This window comes from Mangrovibacter yixingensis (assembly GCF_020523985.1).
In the GTDB taxonomy this organism is placed as follows: Bacteria; Pseudomonadota; Gammaproteobacteria; order Enterobacterales; family Enterobacteriaceae; genus Mangrovibacter; species Mangrovibacter yixingensis.
The window spans coordinates 1,534,330-1,548,565 of record NZ_JAIVKM010000001.1 but is presented as its reverse complement, the minus strand read 5'-3'; the positions used below and the strand labels follow the sequence as shown (position 1 = coordinate 1,548,565).

Genomic DNA, 14,236 nt, shown 5'->3' with positions numbered 1-14,236 from the left:
TATTGTTAGCCATAAAAAGTAGCGCCCAGAAACTGGATTTTTGTGCTCAGTGCATGAAACACACCTGATCCAGAATTTTAACCAGCTATACGTGCAATGATGTTGCGGGTTTCCATACGAACTTCGGCAATAATTACCCGAATTACATCAGAGACTTTGTAACAGGTTTCGCCTTTGATCTGCACAGTTCCCAATTCCTGGCTACAAACCAGCTCATCACGCACGGCATGAATAAATGGCGCCGGAATGAAGGCAACTGCACCATTATCGACCAGGCGTACGCGCATCCCACCACGGGATACATCAATAATTTCAGCATTGAATTGAGTATCGGTACCTGCTTTATCATTGAGAAAACGTGCATATAACCAGTCACCGACATCACGTTCTGCCATACGGTTAAGGCGACGGCGCTCTGCCATCTGAACGGTCAGTTCATCGGCTGGGCGAGCCACTGATTCACCTTTGATAATCGCTTTCAGGAGACGATGGTTTACCATGTCACCGTATTTACGAATCGGCGATGTCCATGTTGCATACGCGTCAAAACCCAACCCAAAGTGGGCTCCCGGTTCTGTGCTAATTTCTGCAAAAGATTGGAAACGTCTGGTTCGGCTGTCCAGGAAAGCGGTTGGCTGGCTGTCAAGTTCACGACGCAGAGTACAGAAGCCAGGCAGAGTGAGTAATTCCTGGGCATCAGCTTCAATGCCATGGTTTTTCAGCAAAGTAGCAAGTTGTTCAACTGATGATGGGTCGAAACCAGCATGGACGTTATAGATCCCAAAGCCCAGTTTTTCTTTAAGAACCTGTGCCGCACAAAGGTTGGCTGCAATCATGGACTCTTCAACGATACGGTTGGCAATACGACGTGGCTCAGCAACAATATCCAGTACTTCACCTTTTTCACCAAGAACGAAGCGGTAATCCGGGCGGTCTTTGAAGACCAGAGCATGAGTTTCGCGCCATTGACTGCGGCGTTGGTAAATTTGAGCCAGCAGACCGATTTGTTGTGCCACTGCTTCGGAGTCAGGCTGCCAGTCACCCTGTTTCTCGAGGTAATCAGAAACATTGTCATAAGCCAGTTTGGCTTTAGATTCTATGGTGGCAGCGAAGAAATGGATATTAGCAATTGCGCCATCCGCCAGAATATCCATGCGGCAAGCCAAAACTGGGCGAGACATGTTTGGGCGTAATGAACACAAATCATCAGATAATTCACGCGGCAACATCGGAATGTTGAAGCCCGGAAGATAGTTGGTAAATGCACGAATCTGGGCAATTTTATCCAGCTTACTGTTTTCTGCAATCCAGGCTGTTGGGTCTGCGATAGCAACAGTCAGTTGCAACACATCCCCTTCGGTTGTCTGGACAAACAGCGCATCATCCATATCTTCGGTACTTGCACTGTCGATGGTCACGAAGTCTAACTGTGTTAAATCTTCGCGGTCGAGATGTTCGTCAAGCTGTTCTGTTGCAACACCATCGGGCGCTTCACGTTCCAGATTATGGCGAGCAAGTGTTACCCACCACGGAACGAAATGGTCATCGCTAAAGGTGATAAATTGAGTGAGTTCTGCGTAAAAAGTGCGGTCACCTTTCAATGGGTGGCGGCGCATTTCGGCCACAGCCCAGTCACCTTGTTGGAACTCATGGTTCACCTGGCGGGCAGGGCGGCAAGGAATTGCATCACGGAGTAACGGATGGTCCGGGATAATAGACAGTTTGTCGTCTTTCTTTTGCACCCGTCCCACAAAACGTGTCAGGAAAGGTTCAACCAGCTCTTCGGGTTCAGCCGATTCACGGTCCTTGTCTGTATGGATGACCGCGATAATTCGGTCACCATGCATCACTTTCTTCATTTGCGGAGGCGGAATGAAATAACTTTTCTGCGCGTCAACCTCAAGGAAACCAAATCCTTTTTCGGTTGCTTTGACCACGCCTTCTGCACGCGGGGTTTGAGAATGAAGTTGCTGTTTTAGCTGCGCAAGCAGCGGGTTATCCTGAAACATAATATTGGTATCGGTAGCCTAAAGAGCGGCAGACAGTTTTACGCGAATAAGGGTAATGCAGCAAGCGAAGTTTGCCTGTGTTCCCACTTGTCTGTGTAATTATTCCCCTTGACGTAACCTGATTTCAAGCCGCCTGGCCGGACAAACACTTTCCACAAGCATTTTTCTTCAGTGCATGCCCTTTACTAAAGGGCGAGTAAACCGCATAAGCTTCGGTAGCGGGCAATATAAAGTAGGTTAACGGACTGGAAAACAGCCCTGCCAGGGTAATGTAAAAAGTATAAAAAAGAGCAGTGAACCACTGCTCTTACTGCTCTTTTAAATTGAACGAAAAACACCCAAAAGGGTTATTTCAGTTCAAGCTCGTTCATTGCGGCAATGCTGAAACCGCCATCAACGTGGACAATTTCGCCAGAGATCCCAGCAGACAGGTCTGCGCACAGGAAGGCTGCGGTATTACCCACGTCTTCGATAGTAACGGTACGGCGAATAGGAGTGACCGCTTCACAATGCGCCAGCATTTTACGGAAATCTTTGATACCCGAGGCCGCCAGGGTACGAATTGGGCCAGCAGAAATGGCATTGACACGCACACCTTCCGGGCCCATTGCATTCGCCATGTAACGAACATTTGCTTCCAGTGATGCTTTTGCAAGCCCCATGACGTTGTAGTTAGGTATAGCGCGTTCTGCACCCAGATAAGACAGAGTCAACAATGCTGAGCCCGGATTAAGCATCTTACGGCAGGATTTAGCCATCGCAACGAAGCTATAAGCACTGATGTCATGAGCAATTTTAAAACCGTCACGGGTAACGGCATTAACGTAGTCACCATCTAACTGATCTGCCGGAGCAAAACCAATAGAGTGCACAAAACCATCGAATTTTGGCCAGGCGTTACCCAATTCGGCAAACATGCTGTCGATACTGGCATCTTCAGCAACATCACACTGTAGTACGATGCTGGAACCGAAGCTGGCAGCAAATTCTTCTACGCGGCCTTTCAGTTTGTCAGTCTGGTAAGTGAAAGCAAGCTCAGCACCTTCACGATGCATAGCCTGAGCAATACCGTAGGCGATGGAGCGGTTGCTGGCAAGGCCAGTAACCAGAATGCGCTTACCGGAAAGAAAACCCATAGTTTTAATCCTTATTGTCAGTACTTATTTGCTTTTAAATTCAAATTATTAAAGGCAATTTTTGCAGTTATCAAATCAACCGAGAATTATAGCCCATTCATCTGCGCTTATGGCACTCAATTTTGACTGGGCTCCACAGAACAGCAAGAAAACTTACATCGCTTATTTGTTATCTTTACGCCAGGCATCAGCTGTCAGGGCTTCGCCAAAGTGGCTGTTGATAAGACGTCGAGTGAGTTCATGCAATGGAGATGCGAGAACATCTGCAGTGCTGCCGCGCTCAACGACCTCACCTTGTTGCATTACCATAACTTGATCACTGATATGCTTCATCATACCAATATGCTGAGTTACATAGATATATGAAATACCTTGTTTTTCCTGGAGTTCCAGCATCAGATTGATCAACTGGGAACGCATAGACATGTCCAGTGCTGCCAGTGCCTCGTCGGCAATAATCACTTTAGGCCTGAGGATCAACGCTCTGGCAAGACCCAAACGCTGTTTTTGCCCAGGCGCGAGCATATGCGGGTAATAGCTTGCATGATCCGCAAGCAGCCCAACCATACGCAATGTGTCAACAATCTGTTTACGGCGTTCTTCTGGTTCTAACTCGGTATTCAGGCGTAACGGAAAATCGAGTATTTGAGAAACCCGCTGGCGTGGGTTAAGTGCCGTTGTTGGATCCTGAAAGATCATGCGTATTTGCTGGCATCTCCACGCATAATCACCGTAATGCAGAGGGTGGTCATTAATGACGATTTCACCTGCGCTCGGAGGAACCATTCCGGCCAGCATTTTGGCCAGTGTGGATTTTCCCGAACCATTTTCACCAATAATTGCCAGAGTTTGCCGCTCACGGAGCATGAAACTAAGCGGTTTAACAGCTTCAACCAGTTGCCGATGAAACATTCCTGTGCGATAGCGGAAGGTTTTACTCAGGTTTCTGACTTCGAGTAATGTTTCCACCATGATTACTGGCTCTCCATGTTTAACGGGAAATGGCATGCGTACTGGCGGCTGCGGGCACCTGTCAGGCGAGGGGTTTCTATACATTCACGCTGAGCATATGGGCAACGTGGCCCAAGACGGCAGCCAATGGGCAGGTGTTCAAGCAACGGAATAGCACCTGGCAGAGTATTAAGACGGCTTTTGTGCGGCATTGCGCTCCCAAAATCAGGAATGGCGCGAATCAGTGCCTGAGTATAAGGATGGTACGGCATCGAAATTAATTCATCGCTGGGGGCTGACTCCACCGTCTGCCCGCAATACATCACAATGATACGGTCTGTCCATTGGCTAAGCATCTGCAGGTCATGGCTAATCAAGAGAATGGTCGTATTGTTATTTTGGTTGAGCCGGCTCAGCAGACGAAAAATTTGTGCCTGTGTTGTAGGTTCCATCGCATTGGTTGGTTCATCTGCGATAAGCAATCTGGGTTGGTTTGCCAGAGCAATGGCAATCATGACTTTCTGGCATTCACCTTCAGTCAGCTCATACGGATAGCTGCGCATGACGTCTTTATGATCTTTAATGCCAACGCGGTGAAGTAACTCAATAGCCCGACGTTTACGCCAGCCAAACCGTTTCCACCAACGGCCTTTCCAGGTCCAGCGGGGAATATTTTGCATCAATTGGCGGCCAATAGATTCTGAAGGATCAAGGCAGGATTGCGGTTCCTGAAAGATCATTGAAACATTGTGGCCAATAAGCTTTCTACGCTCTCTCGTCGACAGGCGCATCAAATCAATATCATTAAAGCGCATACGGTCAGCCGTAACACGCCAGTTATCTTTAGTTACACCACACAAAGCTTTAGCAATTAAGCTCTTACCAGAACCAGACTCACCAACTAAACCACGAACATCGCCCTCGTTGAGCGTTAGACTTACCCGGTCTACGGCTTTAACCCAGCCTTCGTTGGTTTTGAATTCAATGGTGAGATTACGTATATCCAATAATGGCATTATTCCACCCCTGAGATGATTGCGCGGCGAATACCATCACCCAGCAGGTTAATTAACAGGACACTTATCATGATAGCAGCGCCGGGCAGCATCACGGTCCAGGGAGCAACATAGATCAATTCGAGTGCATCACCCAACATGGCTCCCCATTCAGGCGAGGGAAGCTGCGCTCCAAGGTCAAGAAAACCGAGTGCGGCGATATCCAGTATCGCAATAGAAAAAGCACGAGTAATTTCCCCAACCAGGCCTGCTGCTATATTTGGCAAAATCGAGTAAACCAGAATATTCAGTGTAGAAGCACCATCAAGCCTTGTAGCAATGACATACTCTTTTTCCAGTTCATCATGTACCAGCAGATAAACAGAGCGCACCATACGTGGTAATAAAGCCAGCCAAACTGCAAACATGGCATGAGCGAGGTGCGGCCCGGCAAAAGCAACAACAATAATTGCCAATAGCAATGAAGGAATAGACAGCAAAGTGTCAAGAATATGGTTAAGTGCAGCAGACCGCAGGCCATGAGTTGAACCGGCAAATACACCCATGAACAAACCGAAAATTGTTGCTGCCAGGGTGACAACAAAGGCACCTCCTACCGTGGGTAATGCACCACTGAGTAACCGGCTCAATACATCTCGCCCTAAATCATCAGTACCCAGAAAGAAGGAAACATCACCATAGCGAGACCAGGACGGTGGCAGCAACTGGTAACCAAGAAACTGTTGGTCAATACCATACGGGGCAAATATATGGCCGAACAGGCACAGCAGCAATAATGCACCGCAGCCGTACAACCCAATCATAGCCGGTGTGTCACCATAGAATTTACGCCAGGTAATCAACAATGGGCCCGGTGGTCGCTTTTCGCTGTAAACATTATCGTAGGGCATACCATTCCTTATGTTTCAATGGGTTGGCCAGCGCTCCCAAAATATCGGAAACAACGTTTACGATGATAACTAACGAACCAATGACCATCACGCCTGCAGAAATGGCAGCGTAGTCTTGCTGGCGAATCGCGTTAACCAGCCAGCGCCCAAGACCGGGCCAACTGAACACCACCTCAGTTATCATGGCAAGCGTTAACATAGTGGAGAATTGCAACCCAAGGCGTGGAATCACCGGGGGAAGGGCATTATGCAGCACATGGCGATGCAACACGGTAAACCGCGATACCCCGCGGGTTGCAGCCGCTTTAATATAATTGGTATCAAATACTTCTACCGTGCTGATGCGCATTAAACGTATCACTTCTGTTGTGGGGGCAAGCGTTAAAGTCGCTACTGGCAATACCATATGGCGTAAAACACTCATAATCATTTGATTGCGGTAAGGGGAATCCGACAGCCAGGCATCAATCAACGCGAAACCTGTCACATCCTTTACTTGATAGAGTAAATCTATCCTTCCTGATACAGGGAACCAGCCTAAGGTGAGGGAGAAAAATAACGTCAGCAAAAGTGCAAGCCAGAATACGGGAATGGAGAACCCTACCAACGCCAGAGTTGAAATGACATTATCCTGCCATTTATACCGGGTTATACCTGCCAGCATTCCCAGTGGGATGCCTATCACCAGTGCCAAACCGAATGACAGAATACATAACTCCAGCGTAGCCGGGAAAACCTCTGCAAGCTGTTCATTAATAGACTGACCATTAATGCTTGATACACCAAAATCCCAGTGGATAAGGCTGTTGAACCAAAACATCCACGCATTCCAAACAGAGGCACCTTGTAGTGGTGCATGAGGGGTAAAATAGCTAAGGCTGAACCCTACAAAAGAGAGCATAAACAGGGTGACCAGCAGTAATAGCAAGCGGCGTAATGTAAAAATAATCATGGTTTTTTCGCCTCAGGCGTTTCACGCCAGACACCTGCGAATGAAGCACTACCAAACGGACTAAGCACCAGACCTTTCATGTCATACCGGTATGCCTGCAAACGCAACGAAGACGCCAGAGGGAGAACCGGAAGCTCCTGTGCGAGAATCTGCTGAGCATGGTGATAAGCTTCAATACGTGATGAAAGCTGTGGGGAGTCCAGCGCTTGTTGTAAAACAGCATCAAAATCCCGGTCACACCAGTGTGAGAAGTTTGTTTGTGAGCGGCTTGCCGCGCAACTCAGCAATGGGCGGAAAAAACTGTCCGGGTCATTACTGTCTGTTGCCCAGCCAGTTAGTGTCAGGTCATGGCTCATATCCATCAACCGGGCTTCCTGAAAACGCCCCTCAACGGAACGAATAACGACGTTGACACCCACCTGGGCCATATCCGCCTGGATAAGCTCGGCTGTTTTTAGTGGGCTGGGGTTCCAGGGTTGCGAACTGGTCGGCACCCAAAGCTGTAATGTCAGATTTTTAATTCCCAGTGCCTCTAGTTGTTGACGCGATTTTTCCGGGTTGTATTCCGTAATTTTGGACCCACCGTCATAGGCCCAGGAGGCACGTGGCAAAATTGAAGCAGCAGTTTCCGCAGTGCCATAGTAAATGGACTGCATCAGACGTTGGTTATTAATAGCGAGCGACAGCGCATGGCGAACCGCTGGGTTATTCAGCGGTGGCTTGTTGGTATTAAATGCCAGGAACGCAATATTCATCCCAGGCCTTAATGTCAAACGTAGACGCGGGTCATCACGCAAAATGGTCAACTGGCTGGCAGCGGGCCAGGCCAGAACATCGCACTCACCAGTGAGTAACCGTGACATACGCCCGGTACCACCTGCGCCCATATCAATAACAACTTGCGGCATTTTCGGCTCGCCACGCCAATAATGTTCATGCCGCGCCAGGCGGATAAATTGCCCGGAGCGATATTCGGTGAGTTTAAATGGCCCGGTTCCTACTGGTAGCCGGTCAATTAACTCCTGCTTACCCGCATTTTCCAGCTTGTGGGCATATTCCGCCGACATAACAGAAGCGTAGTGTGTGGCAAGGTGCCATAAGAAAGAGGCATCGGGGCGTTTAAGGCGAAACTCAACCGTGTAATTATCCAGCTTGCGGATACTCTCAATTGTATCGGCGAACTGGAGACTATCGAAATAGGGGTAATTGTCGCCGTTGACATTGTGCCAGGCGTCATTCTTGTCAAAGATACGTTTGAACGTAAACACCACATCATCAGCATTGAAGTTGCGGGTTGGTGTAAACCATTCAGTCGTTTGAAAAGCGACATCGTGGCGCAAGTGGAAGCGGAAAGTGGCTCCATTATCAAGAACTTCCCAGCTTTGTGCGAGTTCTGGCACCAGCCGGTATGTGTAAGGGTCTACATCAAGTAACCGGTCATAGAGCTGAGCTGCAAGGGTATCTACCGTTAAACCTTCACTAACTTTTTGCGGATTAAAGGTATTAACCTGACCATTAGCACAATAGACAAAACCGCTCTGGCGAATATCCGGCGGTGAGTCGTGTGACGTAGCATAAGCTGTGCTGCTAAAAGAACCCAGCAAGGCCAGCAATGAAACGAGAAATGAGCGCATATTTTTTTGAGTGACGATAACCAATAACTTAAGTGTATCGCACTCTTATCGCCATCCCAAAAAATGTCGGGATGTTTGCTGTAAATATAATCACCTGGTCAATGAATCTGGTGTTTTTTGAGCAAAGCACGCAACTGGTGATAGGTTAATCCCAACTGTTCTGCCGCCATTTTTTGGTTAAATCGGGTTTTTTGCAGGCTGGCTTCAACTAAGTTTTTTTCTTGTTGTAACTGAAAGGCTCTTAAATCCACAGGTAACACCGGCATGGAACTGTCTGGTAATGGGAGTGGTTCATCGCCAACAGATTGCTGTTTTTCTGGAGAAAAGGGGTTAAAAACTATATTTTCCAACACGTCCGGGTCTGGCCCATGGCGGTAAACTGACCGTTCAACAACATTTTTTAACTCACGAATATTGCCAGGCCACGGCCAGGCCAGCAATTGCGCTTCAGCCTGCTCACTAAAACCAGTGAAAAGAGGCAACCCCATTTCACGGCACATATGAATAGCGAAGTGTTGGGCAAGCAATAAAATATCAGGCTGCCGCTCGCGCAGGGGCGGTAACGTAACCACATCAAATGCCAGCCTGTCGAGCAGGTCGGCTCTGAATTGACCGTTGTCCGCCATGGCAGGCAAATCGGCATTAGTTGCGCAAACTAGTCTGACATCCACTTTTAATGGCTGAGTTCCACCCACACGCTCAAGCTCCCCGTATTCAATAACGCGCAACAGTTTTTCCTGAACCTGCATGGGTGCTGTAGCCAGTTCATCCAGAAAGAGTGTGCCACCTTCAGCACGTTCAAACCTTCCCGGGTGGCGTTTCTGTGCTCCGGTAAATGCCCCAGCTTCGTGCCCAAAAAGCTCCGAATCCAGTAAATTTTCATTCAGTGCAGAACAATTGAGTGAAACAAAAGGACCTTGCCACCGAGGTGACAAATAGTGAATACGATGTGCTACCAGCTCTTTGCCCGTTCCCCGTTCACCCACCACCAGAACGGGTTTATTCAATTGAGCAAGGCGGGAGGCATGTTCCAGTACTTCCAGAAAGTTATTTGCCTCACCAACCAGATTATCTTTGTCATTCATCATGGTTAAATTCACTATTTAATGGTGTATCTAACCACTATAGCCAGGTTTTCCCTACAGGTAAAACTCATAAAAGTCATTTATTTCAAATGATTAAAAACTTGGCACGCAACTTGTAATACCCCATTGGTAATAGCAAACGTAATCGCGTGTAGTGATAGCAAGCTAAGGGGTATCACTCAGGTGCCATGCAAAAAACCGGTGTAGCTCTGGCTGGCCGGCTAAGGAGATTTCAATGGGAATTTTTTCGCGCTTTACTGACATCATTAATGCCAATATCAACTCACTGCTGGAAAAAGCTGAAGATCCACAAAAGTTGGTTCGCCTGATGATTCAGGAAATGGAAGATACGCTGGTTGAGGTTCGTTCAACGTCAGCACGGGCGCTGGCGGAGAAAAAACAACTGACTCGACGTATTGATCAAGCTCTGGCTCGTCAGCAAGAGTGGCAGGAAAAAGCTGAACTGGCGCTCAGGAAAGAAAAAGAAGATCTCGCTCGTGCGGCGTTGATAGAAAAACAGAAACTGACAGATTTGGTTGGCAGCCTCAACAATGAAGTTGAGCACATTGATGAAACATTGCTGCGGATGAAAACAGAAATCGGGGAGCTTGAGAAAAAGCTGACTGAAACCCGTGCCCGCCAACAAGCTCTGGCTCTGCGCCACCAGGCAGCCGCTTCATCCCGTGATGTCCGTCGCCAACTTGATACCGGGAAGCTGGATGAAGCAATGGCGCGTTTTGACGCATTTGAACGCCGTATTGATCAGATGGAAGCCGAAGCAGAAAGTCAGCAGTTTGGCAAAAGTAAAACGCTCGACCAGGAGTTTGCAGAATTGAAGGCCGATGATGAAATCAGTGCGCAAATTGCGGCACTGAAAGCCAAAATGAACAAGGACACCAACGCCTAATTGCGCGCAGGTATGCTGCGTGCGCGTCATATGTTAAGGAGAAAAAATGAGCGCGCTTTTTCTGGCTATTCCGTTAACGATCTTTATGTTGTTTGTTGCACCCATTTGGCTGTGGTTGCACTACAGCAACCGTGAGAAAGGCGAAAGTGTCTTATCACAGAATGAGCAACAACGCCTGCAACAACTCACAGGAGAGGCTAAGCGGATGCAGGACCGGATACAAGCACTTGAACAAATCCTGGATGCAGAACATCCAGGATGGAGGGAACGTTAATGGCAACATTTCACAATCGCAAGCTCTGGCGTAATCCCCAGGCGGGCATAGTAAAAGGTGTTTGTGCCGGTATTGCTGATTACTTCGACGTGCCAGTAAAACTGGTGCGGGCAATAACAATATTGTCGCTATTTTTTGGCCTGTTCTTTTTTGTGGTGGTGGCTTATATCGTATTAACGTTTGCACTCGACCCACGCCCAGAAAGTCTGCCTGAAGAGCAAGATACCATGCCGGACAACCATTATTTGTTGGCGCAGGCGGATCAGTTACTTGGCGAGAGCGAAAGGCGGTTGCAATCTATGGAGCGCTATATCACCTCTGATTCCTTCACCCTGCGTAGTCGGTTTCGTCAGCTATGAAAAACGAACATTTGGTGCCAGGTCACCGCCGCCTGGCACCGCTGTTGATGCTTGCAGCGACCTTAGCGCTACGTGTTATGCCCGCCGGGGTTGCCAGCCTGGTTATTCGGCGGGTCGCGTACAAACCCGTAAGGTTAATATTGGGCGTTATTCTCGAACCATTACTGCGTACGGGTGTGAGAAAGTACACCCAGCGTTGGCACAATCGTTCTGATTTATGAGTCATTCATACTAAAAATTACGCGGGCATGATGTCTGGTAACCTGCTCTGAGGGTGTTCATGTATATACTGAGGTTACAACTGGCGTGCGGTTTTATCTGAGCGAATACCCGATGTATTGGTATGCTCATACACAGCAGTAAGCGCCACAGACATGTGATTCAGGTACCTTTACGTGGGGGCGAAAATACAGGTAAAGGCCAATAACAGGAATGTTATGAAGCGAATAAAAAATGAATTCCAGGCTCTGGTGAATCGGGGCGTAGACAGGCATTTGCGCCTCGCAGTTACCGGGCTTAGCCGTAGCGGTAAAACTGCTTTTATCACTGCATTTGTTAACCAATTACTCAATACTCAAACTGGCGCGCGTCTGCCTTTGCTGAACGCGGCACGGGAAGGGCGTCTGCATGGTGCCCGCAGGGTACCGCAACAAAATTTGGGTATTGCGCGTTTTACCTACGATGAAGGGATAGCTCAGCTTTATGGCGACCCACCCGCATGGCCAACACCAACCCGCGGTGTTAGCGAAATTCGGCTGGCACTGCGTTTTCGCTCTGGCGCAAGTGTTATGCGGCACTTCAAAGAAAACGCCACGCTGTATCTCGATATTGTGGATTACCCCGGCGAATGGCTACTGGATCTCCCGATGCTGGGTCTGGACTATGCAACCTGGTCACGCCAAATGACAGGGTTACTGAAAGGTGCCAGAGGTGAGATGGCAGCAAAATGGCAGGCATTGGCACAAGGTCTGGACCCGAATGCCCCGGCAGATGAAAATCGCCTGGCAGACATCGCGGCAGCATGGACTGATTACTTGCACCATTGTAAAAAATCTGGCCTGCATTTTATTCAACCCGGCCGTTTTGTCTTACCCGGTGAAATGTCGGGTGCGCCGGCATTACAGTTTTTCCCCTGGCCTGATGTCGATAATGTCGGTGATCACGTCATTACCCAGGCAGGGAAACAAACCAACGCGGGTATGTTACGTGCTCGCTACGACTATTATTGCCAGCATATTGTACGGGGGTTTTACCGGGAACACTTTATTCGCTTTGACCGCCAAATTGTGCTGGTTGATTGCCTGCAACCCCTAAATAGTGGGCCACAAGCCTTTAATGATATGCGCCTTGCGCTGACACAATTAATGCAGAGCTTCCATTACGGGCAGCGCACATTGTACCGGCGGCTGTTTTCACCCGTTATTGATAAACTGTTATTTGCTGCAACCAAAGCAGACCATGTTACCCATGATCAGCATGGCAACCTTGTTAGCCTGCTTCAGCAATTGGTGCAGGATGCCTGGCAGAATGCGGCCTTTGAAGGAATAAAAATGGAGTGTATGGGCCTGGCTTCTGTACAGGCAACCACAGCCGGTCTCGTGGATTATCAGGGTGAAAAAATCCCGGCGTTACAGGGTCACCGTTTATCAGACGGAAAACCACTGACCTTTTTCCCGGGTGAAGTTCCACCACGTTTACCGGGTAATACATTCTGGGAACAGCAAGGCTTTTCTTTTGAAGAGTTTCGCCCATTGAATATGGATATAGATAGCCCGTTACCCCACATTCGGTTGGATGCCGCTATGGAGTTCTTGATAGGAGACAAACTGCGATGAGCGAACCGATAAAACCGCGTATTGATTTTTCAGAGGAAAAATCAGTGCAGAAAGTAGAGTCCACCGTGCGTCCGGCAAAAATGTTTGATGCGGCGGAAAACTTTGAACCAGTCGTTGTGAATGAACAGGACAGTGAAGACTCTCAGCAAGCGGAGGCATTGGTTTCTCGCGCACTGCAACCCAAAAAAAGCGTATGGCGGCGTTTGGTAGGGCTTGGGCTGGCTATTTTGGGGGTGAGTGTCGTAGCTCAGGGTGTGACATGGGCACACAATGCCTGGGTAACTGAAGACTGGATCAGTCTGGGCGGTTGTGCTGCTGGCGGTTTGATTGTGGTTGCTGGTGTGGGCTCACTGCTAACAGAATGGCGCAGGTTATGGAAGTTACGTCAGCGGGTAGAGGAACGTCATGAAGCGGGCGAGATGTTAACCAGCCATGCATCTGGTAAGGCGCGAGGGTTTTGTGAAAAGCTGGCCGATAAAGCAGGCCTTGACCAACGTCACCCAGCGATGCAGCGTTGGTACTCCGCCTTACATGAAACCCACAATGATAAAGAAGTTATCACCCTGTACGGGCAAATGGTTCAACCCGTGCTTGATACCCAGGCGCGTAAAGCTATCAGCCGTTCAGCTGCTCAGTCTTCATTGATGATTGCGGTCAGCCCACTGGCACTGGTTGATATGGCGTTCGTAGCCTGGCGAAATATTCGGCTGATTAATCATATTGCCGGGTTGTACGGTATAGAATTGGGTTACTTTAGCCGCATTCGCTTGTTTCGTATGGTGCTGCTGAATATCGCTTTCGCCGGGGCTAGTGAACTGGTTCGTGAAGTAGGGATGGACTGGATGTCTCAGGACCTGGCAGCACGCCTTTCTGCACGAGCAGCTCAGGGAATTGGTGTTGGCTTATTAACCGCACGGTTAGGAATCAAAACCATGGAATTATGCCGCCCGCTCCCCTGGATAGATGACAAACCCAAACTGGGCGATTTTCGCCGTGAACTGATTGGTGAAGTCCGTGCAACGTTGCAACGTAGTAAACAGACGAATACACCCTCTGCATAATAACGTAGCCGTACCCTATGCCGGTGCGGTTACGTTGTTCCTTTTATAATGCCTTTCACGCAGTTACCTGTGCTGCAATCCGGGTTGATTGATAATGTTTAACTGTCAATATTTGTTGACAGATAGC

14 protein-coding genes are annotated in these 14,236 nt (G+C 48.6%); 6 read left to right on the top strand and 8 right to left on the bottom strand.

The window, feature by feature from the left end:
• Nucleotides 1-77: 77 nt before the first annotated feature.
• From LC084_RS07150 to pspF, 8 genes are all read right to left on the bottom strand, one after another.
• Nucleotides 78-2,009, bottom strand: coding sequence for an exoribonuclease II (locus LC084_RS07150; protein ID WP_226570502.1), 1,932 nt, complete (start codon nt 2,007-2,009; stop codon nt 78-80).
• A 347-nt stretch (nt 2,010-2,356) separates the two neighbouring features.
• Nucleotides 2,357-3,145 carry an enoyl-ACP reductase FabI gene (fabI, locus tag LC084_RS07145; protein ID WP_226570501.1) on the bottom strand — a complete coding sequence of 263 codons (789 nt, stop codon included), beginning with the start codon at nt 3,143-3,145 and terminating at the stop codon, nt 2,357-2,359.
• 162 nt (nt 3,146-3,307) lie between these two features.
• On the bottom strand, nt 3,308-4,117 hold the full coding sequence (gene sapF, locus LC084_RS07140) for a putrescine export ABC transporter ATP-binding protein SapF (protein WP_226570500.1): 810 nt from the start codon (nt 4,115-4,117) through the stop codon (nt 3,308-3,310).
• A gap of 2 nt (nt 4,118-4,119) precedes the next feature.
• Nucleotides 4,120-5,112, bottom strand: coding sequence for a putrescine export ABC transporter ATP-binding protein SapD (gene sapD, locus LC084_RS07135; protein ID WP_226570499.1), 993 nt, complete (start codon nt 5,110-5,112; stop codon nt 4,120-4,122).
• A complete protein-coding gene (gene sapC, locus LC084_RS07130) occupies nt 5,112-6,002 on the bottom strand; it encodes a putrescine export ABC transporter permease SapC (RefSeq protein WP_226570498.1) in 891 nt (296 codons plus the stop codon). Before sapC ends, sapD begins: the two co-directional genes overlap by 1 nt.
• Nucleotides 5,989-6,954, bottom strand: a complete 966-nt coding sequence (sapB, locus tag LC084_RS07125; RefSeq protein WP_226570497.1) for a putrescine export ABC transporter permease SapB — start codon at nt 6,952-6,954, stop codon at nt 5,989-5,991. Before sapB ends, sapC begins: the two co-directional genes overlap by 14 nt.
• Nucleotides 6,951-8,588 (bottom strand): ABC transporter substrate-binding protein SapA, encoded by a 1,638-nt coding sequence (gene sapA / locus LC084_RS07120; protein ID WP_226570496.1) that lies wholly within the window; start codon nt 8,586-8,588, stop codon nt 6,951-6,953. Before sapA ends, sapB begins: the two co-directional genes overlap by 4 nt.
• Nucleotides 8,589-8,686: 98 nt before the next feature.
• The gene (gene pspF / locus LC084_RS07115; protein ID WP_226570495.1) at nt 8,687-9,676 is read right to left on the bottom strand and encodes a phage shock protein operon transcriptional activator; all 990 of its coding nucleotides are present in this window, start codon (nt 9,674-9,676) and stop codon (nt 8,687-8,689) included.
• Nucleotides 9,677-9,908: 232 nt separating this feature from the next.
• Between pspF and pspA the strand changes: the two genes are divergently transcribed.
• From pspA to LC084_RS07085, 6 genes are all read left to right on the top strand, one after another.
• Nucleotides 9,909-10,580: a phage shock protein PspA gene (gene pspA, locus LC084_RS07110; protein ID WP_226570494.1), complete on the top strand. Its 672-nt coding sequence runs from the start codon at nt 9,909-9,911 to the stop codon at nt 10,578-10,580.
• Nucleotides 10,581-10,626: 46 nt separating this feature from the next.
• Nucleotides 10,627-10,854 carry an envelope stress response membrane protein PspB gene (gene pspB, locus LC084_RS07105; protein ID WP_226570493.1) on the top strand — a complete coding sequence of 76 codons (228 nt, stop codon included), beginning with the start codon at nt 10,627-10,629 and terminating at the stop codon, nt 10,852-10,854.
• Nucleotides 10,854-11,213, top strand: a complete 360-nt coding sequence (gene pspC / locus LC084_RS07100) for an envelope stress response membrane protein PspC (protein ID WP_226570492.1) — start codon at nt 10,854-10,856, stop codon at nt 11,211-11,213. The genes pspB and pspC overlap by 1 nt, the downstream gene beginning before the upstream one ends.
• Entirely contained in the window at nt 11,210-11,434 is a 225-nt protein-coding gene (locus LC084_RS07095; RefSeq protein WP_226570491.1) for a phage shock protein PspD, read from the top strand. The genes pspC and LC084_RS07095 overlap by 4 nt, the downstream gene beginning before the upstream one ends.
• Before the next feature lie 216 nt (nt 11,435-11,650).
• Nucleotides 11,651-13,048, top strand: a complete 1,398-nt coding sequence (locus LC084_RS07090; protein WP_226570490.1) for a YcjX family GTP-binding protein — start codon at nt 11,651-11,653, stop codon at nt 13,046-13,048.
• Nucleotides 13,045-14,109: a YcjF family protein gene (locus LC084_RS07085; protein ID WP_226570489.1), complete on the top strand. Its 1,065-nt coding sequence runs from the start codon at nt 13,045-13,047 to the stop codon at nt 14,107-14,109. Before LC084_RS07090 ends, LC084_RS07085 begins: the two co-directional genes overlap by 4 nt.
• The last annotated feature ends 127 nt before the right edge of the window (nt 14,110-14,236 follow it).